Raw genomic sequence first — 24484 nt, forward strand, 5'->3', positions numbered from 1 at the left:
TGCGGTCAGCCCGTGCGTTCCCAGCCCCGGTGGGGTGCGCGGGCGCCCAGCCGGACGTCGCGGCTGCGGTAGACGATGTAGGGGCGGGTGAGGTAGCCCAGCGGGGCCGTGAGCATGTGGACGAGCCGGGTGAAGGGCCAGGCGGCGAAGAGCAGCAGGGCGCTGACGGCGTGCAGTTGGAAGAGGACCGGGGTGCCGGTCATCAGGTCCGGGTCGGGCTGGAAGTAGAAGATCGAACGGAACCAGGGGGAGATGGTCTCGCGGTAGTCGTAGCCGCCGCCGACGATGTTCGCCGCCACGGTCGCGGCCAGGCCGAGACCGATGGTCACGGTCAGGGAGAGGTACATCGCCTTGTCGTTGCGCGTGGTGGCCGAGAAGACCGGGCCGACGGTGCGCCGCCGGTAGATCAGGACGGCCAGCCCGCCCAGCGTGCAGACGCCGGCGATGGTGCCGAGGACCACGGCGACGACGTGGTAGGTGTGCTCGCCGACGCCGGCCGCGTGGGTCCAGCTCTCCGGGACGAGCAGACCGCCGACGTGACCCAGGGCCACGACGAGGACGCCGAAGTGGAACAACGGGCTGCCGATGCGCAGCAGGCGCCGTTCGTAGAGCTGGGAGGAGCGGGTGGTCCAGCCGAACTTGTCGTAGCGGTAGCGCCAGATGTGGCCGAGGACGAAGACCGCGAGGCTGAGGTACGGCAGGACGATCCACAGCAGGATGCCGCCGGTGCCGGACTCCACCGCCAGGGTGACGGCTCGCTCGGGTGCGGTCATCGGGGGCCTCCTGCCGGTGGGGCGGGCGTGTACGGGGGCGGCGCGTAGGGGTCGAGGCCGACCTCTTCCCCGGGCGGGCCCTCCGCGGCGAGCCGGGCGACCGCCTCGCGTTCGTCTCCGGCGAGCGCGGGCAGGGTCGCGGAGACGGAGTCCAGCAGGCCGGCCCACGGGGAGTGGTCCTCGTGCAGGGCGAGGCGCAGCAGTTCCAGGCCCGCCCGGTGTTCGGTGAGCAGTCCCAGCCCGGTCGCCGGGTCGGCGGCGGCGAACTCCAGGACGACGGCGAGGTGGTCGGGCAGCTCGTCGTCGGTCAGCCGCAGCCCGCCCTTGGCGTAGGTCCGCTTGAGCCGGAGCAGGGCGAGGCCCCGTTTGCGGGTGTCGCCGTGGGCGTAGTAGGTGAGGTACGGGCAGCAGCGTCTGCGGTGGTCGAAGGTGGCGACGTAGGCGGTGGCCAGCGCCTCGGTGCCGACGCCCTCGGCGTGCCCGGTGAAGCGGAGCAGGGGGTCGCGCACCGGGGCGGGCAGCTCGGGGGCGGCCCGCCGGGCCAGGGCCAGGTGGCCGGCCTGGTGCTCGTCGGGGTAGCCCAGGAGCAGGGACTGGAGCTGCCAGGCGTACGGGTGCCAGGGCTGGACGCGCGAGGCGGGCCTGAGCCTGAGCCGGTTCCTCATGGCCTGGGTTCGACCTCCCCGCCGCTGTCCGGGCTGTCGCCCCGCTCGGCCGGTTTCGGCGGGAAGAGCCCGGGCGGGCTGCTCTTGCCGTCCCAGTTGAGGAGGTTGACGCGGGTGTCCTTGCCGGTGGGGGCGGCGTGGGTGTCGGAGAGCTGCCGGTCGCGCAGGGCCCGGTAGTTCTCGACCGCGACGGGTGCCGCGCCGCCGGACGCCTCACCGAAGGGGCCGGAGCCTCCCATGCCGGGGCCGCCCTCGTAGTCGAGGCTGCACTCGGTGGCCAGTTCCTCGAGGCTGTGGGCCTGTTCGGCGTGCGCGGGCGGGATGACGTACCGCTCGTCGTACTTGGCGAGGGCGAGCAGCCGGTACATGTCGTACATCTGCTCCTCGCCCATGCCGACGGCCTCGGGGACGGAGGCGTCCGGCTCGCGGCCGAGGTTGATGTCGCGCATGTAGGCGCGCATGGCGGCCAGCCGGCGCAGCACCGCGTCCACGGGTGCCGGGTCGCCGGCCGTGAACAGCTGGGCGAGGTAGTCGACGGGGATGCGCAGGGCGTCGACGGCGGCGAAGAGGTTGCGGTGGTCCTCGGCGTCATGGCCGGTGTCCCGTACGGCGTCGACGACCGGCGAGAGCGGCGGGATGTACCAGACCATGGGCATGGTGCGGTACTCCGGGTGCAGCGGCAGCGCCACCTTGTACGTGTTGATCAGGGCGTGGACCGGCGAGCGGCGGGCGGCCTCGATCCAGTCGCGGGGGATGTCCGCCCGCTCCGCCGCGGCGATCACCCCGGGGTCGTCGGGGTCGAGGAAGACCTGCCGCTGGGCCTCGTACAGACCGGTGTCGTCGGGGGTGGAGGCGGCTTCCAGCACCTTGTCGGCGTCGTAGAGGACGAGCCCGATGTAGCGCAGCCGGCCGACGCAGGTCTCGGAGCAGACGGTGGGCAGGCCGACCTCGACGCGCGGGAAGCAGAAGGTGCACTTCTCGGCCTTGCCGGTGCGGTGGTTGAAGTACACCTTCTTGTACGGGCATCCGGTCACGCACATCCGCCAGCCGCGGCACCTGTCCTGGTCGACCAGCACGATGCCGTCCTCCTCGCGCTTGTAGATCGCGCCGGAGGGACAGGAGGCCGCGCAGGACGGGTTGAGACAGTGTTCGCAGATGCGCGGCAGGTAGAACATGAAGGTCTGCTCGAACTCGAGCCTGATCCTCTCCGAGACCTCGTTCAGCAGCACGTCCTTCCCACCGTGCTCGGCCGATCCGCCGAGGTCGTCGTCCCAGTTGGCCGACCAGGAGATCTTCATGTCCTTGCCGGTGATCAGGGACTTGGGGCGGGCGACCGGGGTGTGCTCCTGCAGCGGGGCGTTGGTCAGGGTCTCGTAGTCGTACGTCCAGGGCTCGTAGTAGTCGTCCAGGGACGGCAGGACGGGGTTGGCGAAGATCGTGACCAGCTTCTTGAAACGGCCGCCCGCCTTGAGCGCGAGCCGGCCGCGCCTGTTCAGCTCCCAGCCGCCGCGCCACCGCTCCTGGTCCTCGTAGCGGCGGGGGTAACCCTGGCCGGGGCGGGTCTCCACGTTGTTGAACCACACGTACTCGACGCCGGTGCGGTTGGTCCACGCCTGCTTGCAGGTGACCGAGCAGGTGTGGCACCCGATGCACTTGTCGAGGTTCATCACCATCGCCATCTGGGCCATCACGCGCATCAGTACGTCACCTCCTGGTCGGCGCGGCGGCGGATGACGGTGACCTCGTCGCGCTGGTTGCCGGTCGGGCCGAGGTAGTTGAAGGCGTAGCTCAACTGCGCGTAACCGCCGATGAGATGGCTGGGTTTGATGAGCAGCCGGGTCAGGGAGTTGTGGATGCCGCCGCGTCGGCCCGTGGTCTCGGTGCGGGGGACGTCGATGAGCCGGTCCTGGGCGTGGTACATGTACACGGTGCCCTCGGGCATGCGGTGCGAGACGATCGCGCGGGCGGCGACGACGCCGTTGCGGTTGACGGCCTCGATCCAGTCGTTGTCCCGCACGCCGATCCTCGCCGCGTCCCGCGTGCTCATCCAGAGGGACGGGCCGCCCCGGGACAGGGACAGCATGAAGAGGTTGTCCTGGTACTCGGAGTGGATGGACCACTTGTTGTGCGGGGTCAGGTAGCGCACCGTCACGCCGAGTTCGCCGGTCTCGCCGAGGCGGGGCTCGCCGAAGAGCGCGTGCATGTTCAACGGCGGCCGGTACACCGGAAGTTGTTCTCCCAGGGCGGTCATCCAGTCGTGGTCGAGGTAGAAGTGCTGACGGCCGGTGAGGGTGTGCCAGGGCTTGAGCCGCTCGACGTTGACGGTGAACGGGGAGTAGCGCCGCCCGCCGGTCTCCGAGCCGGACCACTCGGGCGAGGTGATGACGGGGACGGGGGCGGCCCGGGTGTCGGCGAAGGTGATCCGTCTGCCCTCGTGCTCGGCCGCCAGATCCGCGAGTCGTGTGCCCGTGCGGGCCTCCAGGGTGTGGAAGCCCTGGGTGGCGAGATGGCCGTTGGTGGTACCGGACAGGGCGAGGATCGCCTCGCAGGCGTGGGCGTCGCGGGCGATCGAGGGACGGCCGTCGGCCGCTCCCCCGCGCACGGTGCCGTTCTTGTGCCTCAGGTAGTCGAGTTCGCGGTCCACCTCGAAGGTGACGCCCTTGGTGGTGGCGCCCAGGGAGTCCAGCAGGGGGCCGAGGGCGCCCATCTTGTCGGCGACGGCGCCGTAGTCGCGTTCGACGGTGATCAGTTTCGGCATCGTACGGCCCGGGACCGGCTCGCACTCCCCCGCCTTCCAGTCCCGCACCCTGCCGTGCGGGGTGGCCAGCGCGTCCGGGGTGTCGTGCAGCAGCGGCGCGGCGACCAGGTCCTTGCGCACGCCGAGGTGGCCGGCGGCCTGACGGCTGAACTCCCCGGCGAGGGTGTGGAAGATGTCGAAGTCGGTACGGGTCTGCCAGGGCGGGGCGATCGCCGGGTTGAAGGCGTGCACGAAGGGGTGCATGTCCGTGCTGGACAGGTCGTGCTTCTCGTACCAGGTCGCGGCGGGCAGCACGATGTCGGAGTAGACGGTGGTGCTGGTCATGCGGAAGTCGAGGGTGAGCAGCAGGTCGAGCTTGCCCTCGGGCGCCTCCTCCCGCCACACCACGTCGCGGGGGCGGGCGCCGGGCGGCGCCTCGGCGGCGCGCACCGAGGAGTCGGTGCCCAGCAGGTGTTTGAGGAAGTACTCGTTGCCCTTGGCCGACGAGCCCAGCAGGTTGGCCCGCCACACGGTGAGCACCCGGGGGAAGTTCTCGGGCGCGTCCGGGTCCTCCCCGGCGAACCTCAGCCGCCCGGCCCTGAGTTCCTCCACCACGTGGTCGCCGGCCGTGCGCCCGGCGGCGTCGGCCTCGTCGGCCAGGTCCAGCGGGTTGCGGTCGAAGGTGGGGTACGACGGCATCCAGCCGAGCCGCGCCGACTGGGCGATCACGTCCGCCGTGGACTTCCCGGCGAACGGCCCGCCGCCGTCCGCCGCGGCGAGGGTGCCGGCGGAGAACGGGTCGTAGCGGAACTGGTCGCCGTGCAGGTACCAGTAGGCGGTCTGGATCATCTGGCGGGCGGGCCGGTTCCAGTCGGAGGCGGTCGCGATGGCCGAGTAGCCGGTGATCGGGCGGACCTTCTCCTGGCCGACGTAGTGCGCCCAGCCGCCGCCGTTGACGCCCTGGCAGCCGGTGAGGGTGGTCAGGGTGAGGAACGCCCGGTAGATGGTGTCGGAGTGGAACCAGTGGTTGGTCCCCGCCCCCATGACGATCATCGACCGGCCCCGGGACTCCTCCGCGTTGGCGGCGAACTCGCGGGCGATCCGCGCCGCCCGGCCGGCGTCCACGCCGGTGATCGCCGCCTGCCAGGCCGGTGTGTACGGCTCGCTCGCGTCGTCGTATCCGGTGGGCCAGCTCCCCGGGAGTCCTTCGCGGGCCACGCCGTACTGGGCCAGCAGCAGGTCGTACACCGTGGTGACCAGCCGCCCGGCGACCCGGCGCACGGGGACCCCGCGCCGGATCCGTGCGGCGCCGCCGTCCGGGGCGTCGAAGCGGGGCAGTTCGACGGCCACCGGCGCCTCGCCGTCCCCCGCGGCGGACAGCAGGGGCCGGGTGTCACCGAGGTCGAGGTTCCACTTCCCGGCGCCGGACTCGCCGAAGCGGTCGCCGAGGGTGCCGTTCGGCACCACCGGCGCACCCGTGTCCGCGTCCAGCAGGACGGTCCGGAACTCCGCGTGCTCGGTCCGGGCCCGCTCGCCGCCGAGGTCCGCGGCGGTCAGGAACTTGCCCGGCGCGTACGTGCCCGGCTCCGCCCCGTCCCGGGTCACCTCGTCCAGGGTCACCAGGAACGGCAGGTCCGTGTACCGCTTGACGTAGTCGGTGAAGTACGGGGTCTCCCGGTCGACGAAGAACTCCTTGAGGACGACGTGCCCCATGGCCATCGCCAGCGCGCCGTCCGTGCCGGGCTGCGCGGGCAGCCATTCGTCGGCGAACTTCACGTTGTCCGCGTAGTCCGGCGACACGGCGACGACCTTCTGGCCCCGGTAGCGGGCCTCGGCCATCCAGTGGGCGTCCGGGGTGCGGGTCACCGGCAGGTTGGAGCCCCACATGATCAGGTACCCGGCGTCCCACCAGTCCCCGGACTCCGGTACGTCGGTCTGGTCGCCGAACACCTGCGGCGAGGCGACGGGCAGGTCGGCGTACCAGTCGTAGAAGGAGAGCATCACCCCGCCGAGCAGGGAGTAGAAGCGGGCCCCCGCGGCGTGGGAGACCATCGACATGGCGGGGATCGGGGAGAACCCGGCCAGCCGGTCGGGGCCGTACCGCTTGATGGTGTGGACGTGCGCGGCGGCGGCCATCTCCGTCGCCTCGGCCCAGGTCGCCCGCACCAGACCGCCCTTGCCGCGGGCCCGTTTGTAGCGGCGGGAGCGCTCGGGGTCGTCGACGACGTCCGCCCAGGCCGCGACCGGATCGCCGAGGCGGGCCCTGGCCTCGCGGTACATCCCCAGCAGCACACCGCGCACGTAGGGGTAGCGCACGCGGGTCGGCGAGTACGTGTACCAGGAGAAGGCCGCTCCCCGGGGGCAGCCGCGCGGCTCGTACTCGGGGCGGTCCGGGCCGACGGACGGGTAGTCCGTCTGCTGGGCCTCCCAGGTGATGATGCCGTCCTTGACGTACACCTTCCACGAGCAGGAGCCCGTGCAGTTCACGCCGTGGGTGGAGCGCACCACCTTGTCGTGCGACCAGCGGTCCCGGTAGAACTCGTCCGCCCGGCGGCCGCCCTTGCGGTGCAGCGAGCGCAGGTCCGCGGAGACCTCCGCCCTGGTGAAGAAGCGGCGGCTGCGCACCAGCGCCTCCGCCAGCCCGCCGTCCATGCCCGCCTGCGTCCGCCCCGCGCCGGTCTCCGTGCTCACCGTGCCACTCCGCTCCGGGCAGCACTGCCCGTTCGAATCGCGATCGGTCACGCCGCATCCGACTGTACGACCTGCGTCCCCCGGGAGGTCGACAGCCACACCAGGAACACGCGGAGGGGCCCGGCCGGGCGGTAGGGCCGGTCGGCCCTACCGCCCGGCCGGGCCCGCGGTGACGATGGGGGGATGTTCCAGAACGACGCCTTTCGCGCGCTCGGCCGGCAGGAATGCCTCCGCCTGCTGGCCGGAGTGCCGGTCGGCCGGGTGATCTACACCCGGCAGGCCCTGCCCGCGGTGCTGCCCGTCAACTTCTCCCTGGACACGGACGCCTCCGTGCTCCTGGCCACCTCCCCGGGCTCGGACCTCGTACGCGCCGTCGACGGCACCGTGGTGGCCTTCGAGGCGGACGAGTTCCACGGGGAGACCCGCTCCGGCTGGAGCGTGATCGTCACCGGACGGGCCACCGTGGTGACCGATCCGGCCGAGCACGAACGGCTGGCACGGACCGGTCCGGCCTCGTGGATGCCGCTGCGGGAGACGGTGTTCGTGCGCATCGGGGCCGAGATCGTCACCGGGCGGGAGCTCAGGGGGGTGCCCGCCGTGCGGTGAACCGCCGGCGCGGGCCGGCCCGGCTCACCGCGTGCCGTCAGCGGCCCTCCTGCCTCAGCCGGTCCTGCACCTGGGTGGCGATGACGGCGGCCTGGACGCGGCGCTCCACGCCGAGCTTGGCCAGCAGCCGGGAGATGTGGTTCTTGACCGTCTTCTCGGCCAGGTACAGCCGCTGACCGATCTGGCGGTTGGTCAGTCCCTCTCCGATCAGGGCCAGGATCTCTCGCTCCCGGTCGGTCAGCCCGGGCAGCGCGTCCGGCTGCTCCTCCTCCTTCGGCTGCCCGCCGCGCAGCCGGGCCATCAGCCGGGTGGTGGCGCTCGGGTCGAGGAGCGACTGGCCGCGGGCCACCGTGCGGACGGCGCTCACCAGGTCGGAGCCGCGGATCTGCTTCAGCACGTATCCGGAGGCGCCGGCCATGATCGAGTCGAGCAGGGCCTCCTCGTCGTCGAAGGAGGTCAGCATCAGGCAGACCAGGTCGGGCATGGCCGAGCGCAGCTCGCGGCAGACGCTCACGCCGTCCCCGTCCGGCAGCCGTACGTCCAGGACCGCGACCCGGGGGCGCAGGGCGGGGACGCGGACCAGGGCCTGCTCCGCGGTGGCGGCCTCGCCGACCACGGTGATGTCCGGTTCGTCGTTCAGCAGGTCGTGCACCCCTCGCCGGACCACCTCGTGGTCGTCCAGCAGGAAGACCCGGATCGGGCCCTCGGGTCCGGGCTGCTCGCCGTCCGCCATCGATCGCTCCTCGTCGCGCGCTGTGTGACCGTCCACGCCGGCCGGAATTCCCCGTCCCCCACATCCTGCGCAATCCGGGGCCGGGAAGCCAGGGCCGATCGGCCCCACTGCCCCCGGCCCGGGCCGTTCCCGCCCGCGGGTCCCGCCGGCGGGCGTCATCCGTCCGCGGCCGCCGGGCCCACCCCGTACAGGGAGCGTCCGCCGACGAGTTCGCGCCCGGTGACCAGCTCGGCCTCGACGCGGACGAAGACCTCCCGCGCGGAGGGCACCCAGGAGACCGGTCCGGTCCGGGCCAGGCGCCGGTGTTCGGCGGGGTCGGTCACCACCGTGGCCGGGCCCGTGACGACGACGCTCCAGCCGGACTGCCGGACGGCGTCGACGTCGTCGGCCTCGAAGGCGACCACCGCGCCGTCGACCGCGCGGACCAGTTCCGAACCGGCGGCGGTACGCAGCAGGACCGCGCCGTCGGCGTCCAGGCGGAAGTTGACGGGCAGCACGGCGGGCAGGGCCCGGCGCGTGAAGACGATGCGGCCGACCGGCACCCCGGCCATCAGCTGCAGGCACTCCTGCCGCCCGAGTTCACGGAAACCGTCATTGGGGTACATCGCCAGCCCGTCCTTCGCCTGGTGCAGCGGTCCTGCGTCCTTCCACCTTGAGCCGGGCGCGGCCGGGAAGGTGAGGGCCGACGGTCCCGTTCCCCCCCGGCGAACGGCCCGGCCGCCACCGGGTCCGCCTGGCGCCGCGTCCGCCGTCCGGCGCGTCCGGCGTCTCCCGTCCGCGTTCTCCGGACGTCTTCGCCGCTCACGTCACCGGGGTCACGGGGCTCACGGGAGTACGGCGCCCGTCGCGCGGACGGCCGCGGCGAGGGCGTCCGCCGCGGCCCGGGCCCCCGCGGCGTTGGGGTGCAGGGGGGCGGCCGGACGGGCGGGGACCAGGCCCTCGATGTAGCGGTCGGCGGGGGCGGCACAGATGTCGTGTCCGATCCCCGGGGTGTAGGTGTCGACGAAGGTCGCGCCGTGCTCCTGCGCCGTCCGCCTCAGTACGGCGCCGAGGTGGTCGACCACGCCCTGGAGGTAGTTGGCGTCCTGCTTCCAGAAGGGCTGGACGGGGTGGCAGCCGTCGGTGCGGAGGTAGTTGCCGTAACCGACGACGAAGACCTCGGCGTTCGGCGCGCGCCGGGCGATCTCGTCCAGGACCGTGCCGAGGACCGGTGCCCAGGCGTCGATGCGGGCCCTGATCCTGTCGGTACCGCCCGCGGTGTTCTCCTCCGCGCAGCTGGTGCCGTAGGGCGGGGGCAGGATGTTGACGCAGCCCAGCGCTTCACCGAAGACGTCGGCGTCGTTGCCGCCGATGGTGAGGCTGACGAGGTCCGCGGCGGGCGTGAGCGCGTCGTACTGGGGGGCGGTGCCCGGGTACTGGGACGTGCTCAGGTGGTCGGTGGTGGCGGCGGAGCAGGTGACGTCGGTGAGGTGCGCGCCGAGGCGCTCGGCCGCGACGCGCGGATAGCCGGACAGGGAGCGCAGGCACATCGGGTCGGCCGGATCGAGCGGCGGCACCAGCGGTGCGGCCGCGTAGGAATCGCCGAGCGCGACGTACCGCGGTGGTTCGGCCGCGGCCGGCGCGGCCGTGACCGGTGCGGCCGTGACCGGTGCCGCGGCCGACAGGACACCGGCGGACAGCACGGTGGCCAGGGCTGTGCGCAGGGTCGTCTTCAAGGACGCCTCCGTCCGGCGGGTCGGGAGGCGCGGGTCTGCCTCGCGACGAGCATGCCCGAACGGACATGCCGCCGCACGGCGGACCACGGCCCGGTACTCCCGCCGGATGACGGCGCACGGCACGGCTCCCCGGTGCCCGCCGCAGCCGGTACGGCCGCCGGCTCCGAACGGCGCCACCCGCGGGCCGGTCGCCGGCCGGCCGCGCCGCCGCGGGCCCCGGCCGGTCCCCGCCCCGCTCCCGGACACCCCCCTGGCCCCGGCCCGTCCGCCCCGGCACGATCCGGGTTCCGGATACCGCCGATCCGGCGCATGGATACTCCCGCGGGGCTCCGGGGGCGGACGACGGTGCGCGCCGGCGGCCGGAGAGGCCCGTCAGGACGGGTCTCGGGCCTCGTCCGCACCCGTCATGCGCCTGCCGACCCGGGCAGCCGTCTCGCGCAGCCAGATGTGGGCCGCGTCATGGGTGTGCACGGGATGCCACCACAGCGCCTCGCGCAGCGGGACCGCCTCGTACGGCGGCTCCAGCACGCGCACGGCGGCGAGGGGCCGCAGGAGGTGGGCGAGGCGGGCCTGGATCAGGGCGATGCGGCGGGTGCCGGCCACCAGCAGCGGCAGGAGCTGGAAGCTGTCGACGGAGACCTCGACGCGCGGTTCGACGCCGAGCATGCCGAGCTGGCGCACCGCCGGGGCGTCGTAGGTGCGCTGGTAGGTGACCCACGGCAGCAGGGCCAGGTCACGCCGGGTGAGCCGGTCGTCGACGCTCGGGTGGTCCCGCGACACGAGGAAGACCCAGCGGTCGTCGTAGAGGTCGGTGGCGGGGAAGTCGCTGATGACGCCGTGCGGCATGAGCAGTCCGTCGGTGGCGCTGAGCAGGGTGGCGGTGTCGTCGGCCACGGTGGTCGGGGTCTGGGCGAAGCGCAGCCGGATCCCGGGCGCCTCCTCGTGCACGACGCGGGCGAGTTCGGTGCCGAAGACGGAGACGGCGTAGTCCGAGGCCACGAGCTTGAACTCACGGCTCTCCTTGGCCGGGTCGAAGGTGGCCTGGCTGGCGAAGAGGCGTTCCAGCAGGTCGTAGGCGGTGGAGGTGCGGTCGAGGAGGACCTGGCCGAGGGCGGTGAGCTCGTAGTGGCCGCCGACGCGGGCGAGCAGCTCGTCGTCGAAGTGGCGGCGCAGCCTGGCCAGCGCGGCGCTCATGGCGGGCTGGCTGAGACCGACGCGCTGCCCGGCGCGGGTGACGTTGCGCTCCTCCAGCAGCGCGCGCAGGGCGACGACGAGGTTGAGGTCGAGGCGAGCCAGATTCACGGGGCTTCCCTTTGCGGTACGGCGCTGACCAGGACTCATTGACACGGTGGATGCCGGTCATCCACAGAAGCAATTTCCCTGATCGCGGGTGGCGGGTCCAGATTAGTCCCACCGCAATCAGGAGGACATGTCCGTGAAACCTGAACCGTCGTCCGCGCTCTTCGCAGGACCGTTCGCCCTCGCCACGCTCTCGGCCCCGGACGGGCCCGCGTTCCCCGCCCTGGTCACCCCCGACGCCCGGGTACTCGACCTGCGAGCCGCTCTCGGCGACGGCCGGCTGTCCGTCCGCAGCCTCCTGGAGGGCTGGGAGTCGGTCCTCCCCCGGCTGCGGACGCTGGCCGGGGGCGGCGGGCCGGAGCGGAAGCCGCTGGCGGACTTCCGGGTGCACGCCCCCGTCGAGCCGCGCCAGGTCTTCCAGTCGGGCGCGAACTACCGGCAGCACGTGATCGACCTGCACGTCGCCCACCGCGCCCCCGGTGACGACCGGCCGGAGAGCGAGCGGCGCGCGGAGGCGGCGGAGATCATGGACCGGCGGGCGGCGGAGGACCTGCCGTACGTGTTCATCGGCCTGCCGAGCGCGATCACCGGCCCGTACGACGACGTCGTCCTCCCCGCGTGGGCGGAGAAGCCCGACTGGGAACTCGAACTGGCGGCGGTGATCGGCCGGCCGGCCCATCGGGTGTCCGTCGAGGAGGCCCTGGACCACGTCGCCGGCTACACCATCGCCAACGACCTGACCGACCGCGCCACCGTCTTCCGGCGGGACATGCCGCAGATCGGCACGGACTGGCTGCGCAGCAAGAACGCGCCCGGTTTCACGCCGCTCGGCCCGTGGATCGTCCCCGCCGGGTCGATCGCGCACCCCGGCGACCTGCGGGTGACGCTGAAGCTCAACGGCGAGACCATGCAGGACGAGTCCACCAAGGACATGATCTTCGGCGTGGCCCGCATGGTGGCGTACGCCTCGCAGACGGCGCGGCTGCTCCCCGGCGACCTGGTGCTGACCGGTTCACCGGCGGGCAACGGCATGCACTGGGGCCGGCTGCTGCGCGACGGCGACGTGATGGAGGGCTCGGTCACCGGCCTCGGCGTCCAGCGCACCCGCTGTGTGGCGGAGGCCGCGTCGTGACGCCGGACCGCCACGATCCCGAGGGCGCGATCGCCGCGGCCGCCGAGGCGTTCTCCAACTGGGGGCGCTGGGGCGAGGACGACGTTCTCGGCACGCTGAACTTCCTGGACGAGGGCAAGCGCCGCGAGGGCGCCGCGCTGGTCCGGCGCGGTGTCAGCTTCTCGCTGTCCCAGCGGTTCGACATGAACGGCCCGCAGAAGGGCTGGCGGCGGCGCACCAACCCGGTGCACACCATGCTGGACACCGGCACCGACGCCGCCCTCGGCACGCAGGGCTTCCCGCACGGCATCGGCGGCGCCGACGACGTCATCGCCATGCCGCTGCAGTGCTCCACCCAGTGGGACGGGCTCGGGCACATCTTCGACCACGGCAGGGCGTGGAACGGCCGCCCGGCCGAGAAGGTCGTCACCTCCGACGGCGACCTGGTCACCGGCATCGAGCACATGGCTCCGCACGTCGCGGGCCGGGGTGTGCTGCTGGACGTCGGCCGGGTGATCGGCACCGACGGGGAACTGCCCGACGGCTTCGCGATCACCGAGGAGCACCTCGCCGCGACCGCCGCCGCCCACGGCGTGGAGGTCGGACGGGGCGACATCGTGCTGGTGCGCACCGGGCAGCTCGCCCGCGTACGCCGCGACGGGTGGGGCGACTACGCCGGCGGTCCGGCGCCCGGTCTGTCGTTCACCACGGCGGGCTGGCTGCACGGCACCGAGATCGCCGCGGTCGCCACCGACACCTGGGGTTTCGAGGTCCGGCCCAACGAGTTCGAGCACGCCTTCCAGCCGCTGCACCAGGTGGCCATCCCGCACATCGGCCTGCTGATCGGCGAGATGTGGGACCCGGAGGCGCTCGCCGAGGACTGCGCGGAGGACGGCAAGTACGACTTCTGGCTCACCGCCGCCCCCCTCCCCATCACCGGCGCGGTCGGCTCCCCCGTCAACCCGATCGCCGTCAAGTAACCAGTGGAACAAGGGAGTTCCTCAATGAGCACAGCCCGTAGAGTCCTGGTGATCGGCGGCGGCGCGGCCGGCAACGCCATGACCGTCCTGCTGCGCCGGGCCGGCGTCGACGTGGACCTGATCGAGGCCAAGGACGACTGGAACGCCACCGCCGGCTCCGGCATCACCCTCCAGGGCAACGCCCTGCGGGTGCTGCGCGAGCTCGGCGTGTGGGAGCAGGTGGAGGCGTCCGGATTCGGCTTCGGCTCGGTCGGCATCACCGCCCCCGACGGCACCGTCCTGCACGTCGCCCGCGACATCCGCACCGGCGGTGACGACCTGCCCGCCACCGTCGGCATGCAGCGCCCCCGGCTCCAGCGGATCCTGATCGACGCCGTCCGTGCGAGCGGAGCCGAGGTCCGCCTGGGCGTCAGGGCAACCGCCCTGGACCAGGACGGCGGCGGCGTCACCGTGCGCTTCTCCGACGGAACCGAGGGCCGCTACGACCTGGTGGTCGCCGCCGACGGCCTGGGCTCCGCCACCCGTGCCGCGATCGGCATCGGTGACAAGCCCGAGCCGACCGGCATGGCCATCTGGCGCGTCGCCGCCCCCCGGCCGGAGGGCGTGACCCGCACCGACCTCGCCTACGGCGGCCCGGCCTACATCGCCGGCTACTGCCCCACCAGCGACACGACGCTGTACGCGTACGTCGTCGAGGCCAACCGCGACCGCGCGTCGATCCCGCCGGAGTCGTACGCCGACGAGATGCGCCGCCTCGCCTCCGCTTACGGCGGCCACTGGCCGGAGATCACCGAACACATCACCGACCCGGCGGAGGTCAACTACACCTGGTTCGACCGCCTGCTGGTCGAGGGCTCCTGGCACCGCGGCCGCGTCGTCCTCGTCGGTGACGCCGCCCACTGCTGCCCACCCACCCTCGCCCAGGGCGCCGCCCTCTCCCTGGAGGACGCGCTCGTGCTCGCCGAACTGCTGACCGGGACCGGGACCTGGGACGACGCGCTGTTCCAGGCGTACTACGAGCGGCGCATCGCCCGCGTCCGCCCGGTGGTGGAGGCGTCCGTGCAGATCGGGCGGTGGCAGCTCGACGGAGTGCGGGACGCGGACGTGCCGGGCCTGATGGGCCGCACGATGACGATGCTGCGGGAGCTGCCGTGAGCGCGCCCACCGTCGACGTCCACGCGCACGTCCTGCTGCCCGAGGTCGAGGCGCTGGTGGCCGGCCTCCCGGGACACGCGGAGGCGAAGGCCCTGGACGCCCGGCGCAACGGGCCGGCGGCCCTGGCCGTCAACGGGCCCATGGTGCGCGAACGCATCCCGGAACTGACCGACCCCACCGTGCGGCTCGCGGCGATGGACGCCCAGGGCGTGGACGTGCAATTGGTCAGCCCCTCCCCGTCGCACTACCACTACTGGGCCGGTGCGGAGACGGCGGAGCAGGTGTACCGGCTCGCCAACGAGGCGACCGCGGCGCACTGTTCGGCCGCACCCGACCGGCTGCGCGGGCTCGGCCTCGTCCCGCTCCAGCACCCGGAGCACCTGGTGCGCGCCCTCGACCACGCGCTGGACCAGGGGCTGCTGGGCGTCGAGATCTCCAGCCACGCCCCGGGGCGAGAGCTGTCCGACCCGGCGTACGAGCCCTTCTGGGCGCGGGCCGGGGAGACCGGCGCGATCGTCTTCCTGCACCCCTTCGGGTGCACGCTCGACGAGCGCCTTGACCAGTGGTACCTGTCCAACACAGTCGGCCAGCCCACCGAGAACGCCGTCGCGCTCTCGCACCTGATCTTCTCCGGGGTACTGGACCGCCATCCCGGGCTGAACCTGGTCGCCGCCCACGGCGGCGGCTACCTGCCCACCCACGTCGGCCGCAGCGACCACGCCTGGTCGGCCCGCTCCGACGCGGGCGCCGGCTGCGCGCACCCGCCCAGCAGCTACCTGAAGCGGCTCTGGTTCGACTCGCTCGTCCACGACCCGCACGTGCTGCGGGAGCTGGTCCGGGTCGCCGGCGCCGACCGCGTCCTGCTCGGCTCCGACTTCCCCTTCGACATGGGCACCGAGGACCCGGTCGCCGCGCTGCGCGCCGCCCGGCTGTCCGAGGCCGACTTCGACGCCGTACGCGGCCGGAACGCCGCCGCCCTGCTCCATCTCGCACTCGCCTGAGGAGGAATCCATGAGCGCACGTCTGCTCACCCATCTGCGGCACGTCGACCTCGCCGTGCCCGACTACGACAAGCAACTCGACTTCTACGCCGGCGTCTGGGGCCTGACCAAGGTCGCCGAGGACTCCGGCATCTCCTTCCTCGCCGCCGAAGGCTCCCCGGAGCAGTACGTCGTACGGCTGCGCAAGGCCGACGAGAAGCGCCTCGACCTCGTCTCCTACGGCGCCGCGAACGCGGCCGACGTCGACACCCTCGCCGAGCGACTGCTGGCCGGCGGCGTGCAGTTGATCTCCCGGCCGGGGAAGGTCGACACCCCCGGCGGCGGCTACGGCTTCCGCTTCTTCGACGTCGACGGCCGCACCATCGAGGTCTCCTCCGACGTCGAGGTGCGCCGGCACCGCAGGATCGAGGAGAGGGAGTCCATCCCGGTCAAGCTGAGCCACGTCGTGCTCAACTCCCCGGACCTGAACCGCACCCGGGAGTGGTACGAGCGCCACCTCGGTTTCGCGCTCTCCGACACGCTCAGCTCGCCGCACATGGGCGAGGTCATGCACTTCATGCGGATCAGCAACCAGCACCACTCGATGGCGCTCGCGAAGGGCCCGCACACGTCGCTGCACCACATCTCCTTCGAGATGCGCGGCATCGACGAGTACATGCGCGGCTCCGGCCGCGTCACCCGCGCGGGCTTCAGGAAGATCTGGGGTCCCGGCCGCCACATGGCCGGGGACAACACCTTCACCTACTTCCTCGACCCCCACGGCAACACCGTCGAGTACACCACCGAGCTGGAGTGCCTGGACGAGGACACCTGGCACCCCCACGTCTACGACTTCTCCCAGCCGGAGGTCACCGACCAGTGGGGCACCGCCAACCCCATGAACGAACTCGTCGCCAAGGAGTCGTTCAACGACCCCGACCGCGGCGTCTTCGTCGCCCCGCCGGTCTGATCCGCCACCGCCTCCGGGGGCGTGGCGGCCTGTCCGCCGCGCCCCCGGGCCCCTCGCCAGGAGCCCCCGCATGCGCTTCGCCACCTACGCCCACCAGCACACGTCCCGCCTCGCGGTCGTCGACGACGAGGGCGTGCTCTTCCCCGTTCCCGGCGTCCGCTCCCTCACCGAGTTCCTCGGCCGGGGAGGGGGACTCCCGGCCCTGCTCGACGCCGGCGCCGCCACCCTCGACGTACCGCCGGGCCCGCACGTCTCCCAGGTCCGTCTGCTGCCACCGCTGCAACCCGCCTCCATCCGGGACTTCGTCACCTTCGAGGAGCACGTGGAAGGCGTACGGCGGTCCGTGGACGGAGCCGCCGGGGTACCCGAACAGTGGTACGCGGCCCCGACCTTCTACTTCACCAACCCGCACGCCGTGTACGGCCCGCACGACGACATCCCGGTGCCGCCCGGTTCGGCGGTCCTCGACTTCGAGCTGGAGGTCGGCGCGGTGATCGGCCGTGAGGGGCGTGACCTCACGCCCGAGCGGGCCCGCGACCACATCGTCGGCTACACCGTCTTCAACGACTGGTCCGCCCGCGACCTGCAGTCCGCCGAGATGAAGGTCGGCCTCGGCCCCTGCAAGGGCAAGGACACCGCCACCACGCTCGGCCCGTACCTGGTCACCGCCGACGAACTGGAGCCGTACCGGGACGCCGACGGCTTCCTGCGGCTCGCCCTGACCGCCGAGGTCAACGGGCAGGTGGTCGGCGAGGACCTGCTGTCCCACATGAGCTGGACCTTCGAGGAGATGACCGCCTACGCCTCCCGCGGCACCCGCGTCGTCCCCGGCGACGTCCTCGGCTCCGGAACCTGCGGCAACGGCGGCTGCCTCGCCGAACTCTGGGGCCGACGCGGCGAGCAGACCCCGCCGCCGCTGAAGCCCGGCGACACCGTCACGCTCACCGTCGAGGGCCTCGGCGCCCTCACCAACACCGTCGTCCCCGGCATGGAGCCCGTTCCCCTGCCGGCCGGCCGGCGCCGTACCCGGGAGCGGCCGTGAACGACCTGCACCCCAAGCGGCTCCTGGGCAGGGTCGTCGTCGTCACCGGCGCCGCCCGCGGGCAGGGCGCCGCCGAGGCCGAGGCGCTCACCCGGGAAGGCGCGCGGGTCGTCGCCACCGACGTCACCGAGGCGCCCGGCTGCCGCCGGCTCGACGTCACCAGCGAGCGGGACTGGGCCGAACTGGCCGCCGAGCTCCGGGAGTCGTACGGGCAGGTGCACGGCCTGGTGAACAACGCCGGCATCACCTGGCGGGCCCGCCTCGGCGACGTGCGCCCCGAGGACATGGCCCGCGTCCACGCGGTCAACGTCACCGGCCCCCTCCTCGGCATCCAGCACCTCGCCCCGCTCATGCCGCCCGGCTCCTGCGTCGTCAACGTCGGCTCCTCGGCGGCCCTCACCGCCCACTACCCGGTCGCCTACACGACCAGCAAGTGGGCGCTGCGCGGCCTGTCGAGGACCGCCGCCCTGGAACTGGGCCCGCGCGGCATCCGCGTCAACACGATCCACCCCGGTTACATCGAGACGGAGATGACCGCCTCCGCCGCGCCGGCGTTCCGCGAGGCCAACGTCCGCGAGACGCCGCTCGGCCGCACCGGCACCGTCAACGAGGTGGCGCCCCTGGTCGTCTTCCTGCTCTCCGACGACGCGTCGTTCATCAGCGGCGCGGAGATCCCGGTGGACGGCGGGCTCACCGCGCACGGCGGCGTCAAGTCCGTCTCCGACGCCCTGCGCGAGGGGACACCGTGAAGCGGCCGGAAGGCGAGGCGGCGCTGCTCTCCGGGACCGCGCGCGGCCGGGGCCGGGCCGCCGCACCGCGGTCCGCCGTCCTGCCCGGCCCTCCCTGCTGAAAGGAAACCCGCACATGGACAAGGTCCGCGACGGTGCCGCCGAGGCGGTCGCCGACATCCCCGACGGCGCCTCGCTCGCCGTCGGCGGCTTCGGGCTCAGCGGCGTGCCCGAGGCGCTGATCCGCGCCCTGTACGCGCAGGGCGCGTCCGGTCTGGAGGTCGTCTCCAACAACTGCGGCGTGGACGGCCGCGGCCTGGGCGTGCTGCTCGCCGCCGGCCGCATCGCCCGGGTCACCGGCTCCTACGTCGGTGAGAACAAGGAGTTCGCCCGGCAGTACCTCAGCGGGGAGCTGGAGGTGGAACTGACCCCGCAGGGCACCCTCGCCGAACGGCTGCGGGCCGGCGGCGCGGGCATCCCCGCCTTCTACACCCCGGCCGGCGTGGGCACCCAGGTCGCCACGGGCGGACTGCCCTGGCGGTACGCGGCCGACGGAACGGTCGCCGTCGCCTCCCCGCCCAAGGAGACCCGTGACTTCGCGGGCCGCCCGCACGTCCTGGAGCACGGCATCACCACCGACTACGCGCTCGTACGGGCCTGGCGCGGCGACCGCCACGGCAACCTGGTGTTCCGCAAGGCCGCCGCCAACTTCAACCCCCTGGCCGCCATGGCGGGCCGCGTCACGATCGCCGAGGTCGAGGAACTCGTCGAACCCGGCGAACTGACCCCGGACGAAATCCACCTGCCCGGCATTTATGTCCAGCGGGTCGTACCGCTCAGCCCTGAGCAGGCCGCCGACAAACCCATTGAGAAGAGGACGGTAAGCAACTGATGGCCTGGACCCGCGACCAGATGGCCGCCCGCGCCGCCGCCGAACTCACCGACGGCTCCTACGTCAACCTCGGCATCGGCCTGCCCACCCTCATACCCGGCCACCTCCCGCCCGGCGTGCACGTCGTCCTGCACTCCGAGAACGGCATCCTCGGCACCGGCCCCTACCCCACCGAGGACGAGGTCGACCCCGACCTGATCAACGCCGGCAAGGAGACCGTCACGGTGCTGCCCGGCGCGAGCTTCTTCGACTCGGCGCTCTCCTTCGGCATGATCCGCGGCGGCCACATCGACACCGCCGTCCTCGGCGCCATGCAGGTGTCGGAACGCGGTGACCTGGCCAACTGGATGATCCCCGGCAAGATGGTCAAGGGCATGGGCGGCGCGATGGACCTCGTCCACGGCGCCCGCCGCGTCATCGTCCTGATGGAGCACACCGCCAAGGACGGCTCCCCGAAGATCCTCCGGGAATGCGCCCTCCCCCTCACCGGCGAGCGGTGCGTCCACCGGGTCATCACCGACCTCGGCGTCCTCGACGTCACCGAGGACGGCCTCGCCCTCGTCGAGACCGCTCCCGGTGTCACCGTCGAGGACGTCACCGCCCGCACCGACGCCCCTCTGCTCGTGGACAGCCTCTCCGCCGCCTGCTGACCGCCGGGGATCGGGCATCGCCCGGACTCACCCCGATCGGCAAGAGCACGGATCCCGATCGACTTCCCGGGCCGGCGTCCGGGCCACCGGGTCGCCCTCGCGAGGACGGGTTTTCCGCTCGCCCGCACGGTTACCCGTCACGGGGCCTGCCCCCGCACCCCCGTGCACGACCCGGGCCGGGGCGCCGGGACGGCCGCTCGCCGACGGAATCGGGAACGGAGTTCGTATGGCCAGCACGAAGGTGTCCGACTACGTCCTCCAGCGGCTGCGCGACTGGGAGGTCGACCATGTCTTCGCCTATGCGGGCGACGGCATCAACGGCCTGCTGGCGGCCTGGGGGCGGGCGGACAACAAGCCGAAGTTCGTCCAGGCCCGGCACGAGGAGATGGCGGCCTTCCAAGCCGTCGGCTACGCGAAGTTCTCCGGCAGGGTCGGGGTGTGCGCGGCCACCTCCGGGCCGGGAGCGATCCACCTGCTCAACGGACTGTACGACGCGAAGCTCGACCACGTTCCGGTCGTGGCGCTGGTCGGGCAGACCAACCGCAGCGCCATGGGCGGCTCCTACCAGCAGGAAGTGGACCTGGCCGGCCTGTACAAGGACGTCGCCTCGGACTTCTGCGAGACGGCGACGGTGCCCGAACAGCTTCCGAACCTCATCGACCGGGCCTTCCGCACCGCGTACGCCGAGCGGACCGTCACCGCGATCATCATCCCCGGCGACGTGCAGGAACTGGACTACAGCCCGCCCACCCACGCGTTCAAGATGGTTCCGTCCAGCCTCGGGCTGGGGCGGTACGCGCCGGTCCCGTCCGACGAGGACCTCCAGCGGGCCGCGGACGTGCTGAACGCGGGCGAGAAGGTCGCCGTGCTGATCGGACAGGGTGCGCGCGGAGCCCGCGACGAGGTGGAGCGGCTGGCGGACGTGCTGGGTGCCGGGGTGGCCAAGGCCCTGCTGGGCAAGGACGTCCTGCCGGACGACCTGCCGTACGTGACCGGCTCCATCGGCCTGCTGGGCACCCGCCCCTCCTACGAGCTGATGACGGAGTGCGACACCCTGCTGATGATCGGCTCCAGCTTCCCCTACACACAGTTCATGCCGGAGCTGGACCAGGCCCGGGCGGTCCAGATCGACATCGACCCGCACATGATCGGTCTGCGCTACCCCTTCGAGGTCAACCTCGTCGGCGACTCCCGCGAGACGCTCCGGCGGCTGCTGCCGCGGCTGCACCGCAAGGAGGACCGGGCCTGGCGGGAGAAGATCGAGAAGGACGTCGCCCGCTGGTGGGAGGTCATGCAGCGGCGCGCCGCCGTGGACGCCGACCCGGTCAATCCCGAGTACGTCGTGCACGCCCTGGACGGCAGGCTGCCGGAGGACGTGATCCTCACCGCCGACTCCGGTTCCGCCGCCAACTGGTACGCCCGGCACCTGCGGCTGCGCGGCCGGATGCGCGGCTCCCTGTCCGGCACCCTGGCGACGATGGGCCCCGGCGTGCCGTACGCCATCGGTGCGAAGTTCGCCCACCCCGGCCGTCCCGCCATCGCCCTGGTCGGTGACGGCGCCATGCAGATGAACGGCATGATGGAGCTGGTCACCGCCGCGAAGTACTACCGCGAGTGGTCCGACCCGCGGCTGATCGTGGCGGTGCTCAACAACGGCGACCTGAACCAGGTCACCTGGGAGATGCGGGCCATGTCCGGCGCCCCGCAGTTCGAGGAGTCGCAGGCCATTCCCGATCTGCCGTACGCGGAGTTCGCGCAGCGCATGGGCCTGGACGGGGTCCGGGTGGAGAAGCCCGGGCACGTCGAGGCGGCCTGGGACCGGGCGCTCGCCGCCGACCGGCCGTTCGTCATCGACTTCCGCACCGACCCGGCCGTACCGCCGGTCCCGCCGCACGCCTCGCTGGACCAGATCGAGGCCGCGGCCACCGCGATCCTCAAGGGGGACAGTGACCGCGGTTCCATGGTGAGGCAGGGTCTGAAGGCCAAGGTGCAGGAGATGCTGCCCGGCAGCCGTCACCGCGGGGACCGGCCCGGCGCCGGACCGCACGACAGCGCCGAAGGGGACACGTGATCCCCTCGGCGCCACCGGCCCGCAGGCCCGGGTCCGGCCGGGAAGGCACGACGCCCCGTGCCCTTTTACGCGCCCGCCGCGTGTTCCGCGCAGGACCGCGGGTACCCGGTCGGCCCGCATCCCGTACCAGTGGAACACTCCGTTCGAGGGGATGATCCGGATGATCGTACTCGGACTGCTCCTCCTCGCGGCCGCAGGAGCCTTCACCGGCCTGGTGATCGCCGACAACCTCTCCGGTGGCCCCGAGTACACCGTGTCCGTACTCGGCCAGGACATCGCCACCATGAACACGCTGGCCGTCTTCTGCTCCGGCCTGGCCCTCGCGCTCCTCTTCTGCGCGGGCCTGAGCGCGGTGGTGAGCTCAGCGGTCCATCGCCGCCACGAGCGCCCTCGCACCTACGCGACCCACCCCGGCGGCCCCGACCGGTGAGACGGGCTCGGTACCCGGCCGGTGGACGTCTGTGGGCCGGTGACTGCCTCGGCGTCGTCCGGTTGAGCCTCGAACGCCTTCCGGCCCCGTGCCCGCCGCCGGGGGAACACGGCCTGCCTCGTGGTCCGGCCCGCCGGCTCGACCGGTCATGTGCTTCGGGACCTACGACGGGGCACGTGCTATCGTGCCGGACCGGGGCATGCGCCGCTCTCCGGCCCTGCGGTCGCCTCGGCCATCGTGGGCCATGACGAGGTCCCTGCCCGACCGCGGCAACTGCTCCACACCGAAAGCGGCGTCGACGACGGTCTCGCACTGACCGTCCGCCCTCGTCTTCCTCGCGGAACGGACCCACGACACCGGAGGCCGAAGCCGGGCACGCGTTCACGTGGCGAGCGGCCCCCGTACAGGTGGCACGGGAGAGGTCCGAGCGCAGTGGGCGCGCTCACGCCCCGAGGCCCATGGCAGGCGTCTGTGAGGGCGAAGATCCCCGTTGGGCGTATGGGCGGCGCATGTCGGTGGTATCCGCTGGTGACACGTTCGTCGCCGGAGGAGGACCAGGTGGTTCGACAGGTTCACGCGGTCATGACCGACCAGCCCGTCGGCCTCGTCCCACCGGGCGGGCCGGTCGCCGCACGCGACCCCGGTTCCGCTCCGGGTCGCACCGGCACCACCGACCCCGATGCATGACGAGGTCGTCCCGGTGGCCAGGGCGCGATACGGGTCGTCCCACTCGGCTGCGCGGCCCAGCACCGCGCCGGTGCCTTCTCCGCTCCCGGCGTCCGTACTTCGTCCCTGCGGTTCAACGACGTGTCGGGCGCCGGCACACCGAGTTCGTCATCACGGCGGAAGGCGAGTTCGCAACCTCGGACAGCACAGGGCATCCGCATATACCGACCGGAGTGTCCCCCCTGTGTGCGGATGCCGGCGTCCGGGCGCGACCGGACGCACCCCGCTCGGCGCCGGGGCACACCCACGGACGTCCTCGCGGGTGACCTTCGCCGCCGCAAGGCGCGATACTGCCGACAGCGGCACTCCACCCGGATCCCGCCCGAGCGCGCGCCCTGCCCGACGACCCGTCACCGAAGTCGGCACCGAGCCGGTGTCAGTACCGTCGCAGCCTGCTTCCGGCCGCTGCGGATCGCCAGGGTCAAGAACTGTCCATACCAACTCCGACCAGCAGGAACGCAGGCTGACGACCTGCCTGCCGAGCTCCCTAGGAGGCACCCATGAAGATGCTGATCAACGTCCCGGAGACCGTGGTCGCGGACGCGTTGCGGGGGATGGCGGCGGCCCATCCCGAGCTGGCGGTGGACGTGGAGAACCGGGTGATCGTGCGCAGGGACGCACCCGTGGCCGGGAAGGTGGGCCTGGTGTCCGGCGGGGGGTCGGGGCACGAGCCGCTGCACGGCGGGTTCGTGGGCCCGGGGATGCTGTCGGCGGCCTGTCCCGGCGAGGTGTTCACCTCCCCGGTGCCCGACCAGATGGTGCGGGCCGCGGCAGCCGTGGACAGCGGGGCCGGGGTGCTGTTCATCGTGAAGAACTACACCGGTGACGTGCTCAACTTCGACATGGCCGCCGAACTGGCCGAGGACGAGGGCATCCAGGTCGCGAAGGTGCTGGTCGACGATGACGTGGCGGTGACCGACAGCCTGTACACGGCCGGCCGGCGGGGCACGGGCGCGACCCTGTTCGTGGAGAAGATCGCGGGCGCGGCGGCGGACGAGGGGCAGCCGCTGGAGCGGGTGGAGGCCGTCGCCCGGCAGGTGAACGAGAACTCCCGCAGCTTCGGTGTGGCGCTGAGCGCCTGCACCACACCGGCCAAGGGCACTCCCACCTTCGAGCTGCCCTCCGGCGAGCTGGAGCTGGGCATCGGCATCCACGGCGAGCCGGGCCGGGAGCGGCGGCCGATGATGACGTCCGGCGAGATCGCCGAGGTCGCCCTCGACGCGATCCTGGAGGACCTCACGCCGCGCAACCCCGTCCTGGTCCTGGTCAACGGCATGGGCGCCACCCCGCTGCTGGAGCTGTACGGCTTCAACGCCGAGGTGCAGCGGCTGCTCGGCGAACGCGGGGTCCCCGTCGCCCGTGTGCTGGTCGGCAACTACGTCACCTCCCTCGACATGGCGGGCGCCTCGGTCACCCTGTGCCAGGTCGACGAGGAGCTGCTGCGGCTGTGGGACGCGCCGGTGCGGACCCCGGGGCTGCGCTGGGGCATGTGAGGGACGCTGGGGCCATGGTTCAGGAGTACCTACCACG

General features: G+C 72.7%; 21 protein-coding genes. 13 read left to right on the plus strand and 8 right to left on the minus strand.

Annotated elements, in window-relative coordinates; all coding sequences use genetic code 11:
• Positions 1–5 precede the first annotated feature (5 nt).
• The 4 genes from narI to ACFY3N_RS25665 are packed head-to-tail and all read right to left on the minus strand — an operon-like array spanning position 6 to position 6827.
• Complete coding sequence (gene narI / locus ACFY3N_RS25650) at positions 6–773, minus strand: respiratory nitrate reductase subunit gamma (protein ID WP_390819067.1); 768 nt, start codon at positions 771–773, stop codon at positions 6–8.
• Complete coding sequence (gene narJ, locus ACFY3N_RS25655; protein WP_390819068.1) at positions 770–1438, minus strand: nitrate reductase molybdenum cofactor assembly chaperone; 669 nt, start codon at positions 1436–1438, stop codon at positions 770–772. Before narJ ends, narI begins: the two co-directional genes overlap by 4 nt.
• Positions 1435–3135 carry a nitrate reductase subunit beta gene (gene narH, locus ACFY3N_RS25660; RefSeq protein ID WP_390819069.1) on the minus strand — a complete coding sequence of 567 codons (1701 nt, stop codon included), beginning with the start codon at positions 3133–3135 and terminating at the stop codon, positions 1435–1437. The genes narJ and narH overlap by 4 nt, the downstream gene beginning before the upstream one ends.
• Positions 3135–6827, minus strand: a complete 3693-nt coding sequence (locus tag ACFY3N_RS25665) for a nitrate reductase subunit alpha (RefSeq protein WP_390819168.1) — start codon at positions 6825–6827, stop codon at positions 3135–3137. The genes narH and ACFY3N_RS25665 overlap by 1 nt, the downstream gene beginning before the upstream one ends.
• 222 nt (positions 6828–7049) lie before the next feature.
• Here ACFY3N_RS25665 and ACFY3N_RS25670 point away from each other — a divergent pair, with 222 nt between their 5' ends.
• Positions 7050–7472, plus strand: a complete 423-nt coding sequence (locus ACFY3N_RS25670) for a pyridoxamine 5'-phosphate oxidase family protein (protein ID WP_390819070.1) — start codon at positions 7050–7052, stop codon at positions 7470–7472.
• Between the two features lie 37 nt (positions 7473–7509).
• Here ACFY3N_RS25670 and ACFY3N_RS25675 read toward each other — a convergent pair whose 3' ends face one another.
• The 4 genes from ACFY3N_RS25675 to ACFY3N_RS25690 all read right to left on the minus strand — a co-directional run bounded on the left by ACFY3N_RS25675 (position 7510) and on the right by ACFY3N_RS25690 (position 11222).
• Positions 7510–8205, minus strand: a complete 696-nt coding sequence (locus tag ACFY3N_RS25675; protein ID WP_390819071.1) for a response regulator — start codon at positions 8203–8205, stop codon at positions 7510–7512.
• A gap of 155 nt (positions 8206–8360) precedes the next feature.
• On the minus strand, positions 8361–8810 hold the full coding sequence (locus tag ACFY3N_RS25680) for a pyridoxamine 5'-phosphate oxidase family protein (RefSeq protein ID WP_390819072.1): 450 nt from the start codon (positions 8808–8810) through the stop codon (positions 8361–8363).
• Between the two features lie 219 nt (positions 8811–9029).
• On the minus strand, positions 9030–9920 hold the full coding sequence (locus tag ACFY3N_RS25685; RefSeq protein WP_390819073.1) for an SGNH/GDSL hydrolase family protein: 891 nt from the start codon (positions 9918–9920) through the stop codon (positions 9030–9032).
• Between the two features lie 372 nt (positions 9921–10292).
• Positions 10293–11222, minus strand: coding sequence for a LysR family transcriptional regulator (locus ACFY3N_RS25690; protein ID WP_390819074.1), 930 nt, complete (start codon positions 11220–11222; stop codon positions 10293–10295).
• Between the two features lie 127 nt (positions 11223–11349).
• Here ACFY3N_RS25690 and ACFY3N_RS25695 point away from each other — a divergent pair, with 127 nt between their 5' ends.
• The 12 genes from ACFY3N_RS25695 to dhaK all read left to right on the plus strand — a co-directional run bounded on the left by ACFY3N_RS25695 (position 11350) and on the right by dhaK (position 24447).
• Entirely contained in the window at positions 11350–12351 is a 1002-nt protein-coding gene (locus ACFY3N_RS25695) for a fumarylacetoacetate hydrolase family protein (protein ID WP_390819075.1), read from the plus strand.
• Positions 12348–13310 carry a cyclase family protein gene (locus tag ACFY3N_RS25700; protein ID WP_390819076.1) on the plus strand — a complete coding sequence of 321 codons (963 nt, stop codon included), beginning with the start codon at positions 12348–12350 and terminating at the stop codon, positions 13308–13310. Before ACFY3N_RS25695 ends, ACFY3N_RS25700 begins: the two co-directional genes overlap by 4 nt.
• Before the next feature lie 24 nt (positions 13311–13334).
• Positions 13335–14465, plus strand: coding sequence for an FAD-dependent oxidoreductase (locus ACFY3N_RS25705; protein ID WP_390819077.1), 1131 nt, complete (start codon positions 13335–13337; stop codon positions 14463–14465).
• Entirely contained in the window at positions 14462–15466 is a 1005-nt protein-coding gene (locus ACFY3N_RS25710; protein ID WP_390819078.1) for an amidohydrolase family protein, read from the plus strand. Before ACFY3N_RS25705 ends, ACFY3N_RS25710 begins: the two co-directional genes overlap by 4 nt.
• Before the next feature lie 10 nt (positions 15467–15476).
• A complete protein-coding gene (locus ACFY3N_RS25715) occupies positions 15477–16415 on the plus strand; it encodes a VOC family protein (protein WP_390819079.1) in 939 nt (312 codons plus the stop codon).
• Between the two features lie 70 nt (positions 16416–16485).
• The gene (locus tag ACFY3N_RS25720; RefSeq protein WP_390819080.1) at positions 16486–17457 is read left to right on the plus strand and encodes a fumarylacetoacetate hydrolase family protein; all 972 of its coding nucleotides are present in this window, start codon (positions 16486–16488) and stop codon (positions 17455–17457) included.
• On the plus strand, positions 17454–18206 hold the full coding sequence (locus tag ACFY3N_RS25725) for an SDR family NAD(P)-dependent oxidoreductase (RefSeq protein ID WP_390819081.1): 753 nt from the start codon (positions 17454–17456) through the stop codon (positions 18204–18206). Before ACFY3N_RS25720 ends, ACFY3N_RS25725 begins: the two co-directional genes overlap by 4 nt.
• Before the next feature lie 115 nt (positions 18207–18321).
• Positions 18322–19077 (plus strand): CoA transferase subunit A, encoded by a 756-nt coding sequence (locus ACFY3N_RS25730; RefSeq protein ID WP_390819082.1) that lies wholly within the window; start codon positions 18322–18324, stop codon positions 19075–19077.
• Entirely contained in the window at positions 19077–19727 is a 651-nt protein-coding gene (locus ACFY3N_RS25735; RefSeq protein WP_390819083.1) for a CoA transferase subunit B, read from the plus strand. The genes ACFY3N_RS25730 and ACFY3N_RS25735 overlap by 1 nt, the downstream gene beginning before the upstream one ends.
• A 226-nt stretch (positions 19728–19953) precedes the next feature.
• Positions 19954–21798 carry a thiamine pyrophosphate-requiring protein gene (locus ACFY3N_RS25740; RefSeq protein WP_390819084.1) on the plus strand — a complete coding sequence of 615 codons (1845 nt, stop codon included), beginning with the start codon at positions 19954–19956 and terminating at the stop codon, positions 21796–21798.
• Positions 21799–21958: 160 nt separating this feature from the next.
• The gene (locus tag ACFY3N_RS25745; protein ID WP_390819085.1) at positions 21959–22228 is read left to right on the plus strand and encodes a hypothetical protein; all 270 of its coding nucleotides are present in this window, start codon (positions 21959–21961) and stop codon (positions 22226–22228) included.
• Between the two features lie 1226 nt (positions 22229–23454).
• Positions 23455–24447 carry a dihydroxyacetone kinase subunit DhaK gene (gene dhaK / locus ACFY3N_RS25750; protein WP_390819086.1) on the plus strand — a complete coding sequence of 331 codons (993 nt, stop codon included), beginning with the start codon at positions 23455–23457 and terminating at the stop codon, positions 24445–24447.
• The last annotated feature ends 37 nt before the right edge of the window (positions 24448–24484 follow it).

Origin of the sequence: Streptomyces sp. NPDC000348 (genome assembly GCF_042898795.1) — a bacterium.
GTDB lineage: Bacteria > Actinomycetota > Actinomycetes > Streptomycetales > Streptomycetaceae > Streptomyces.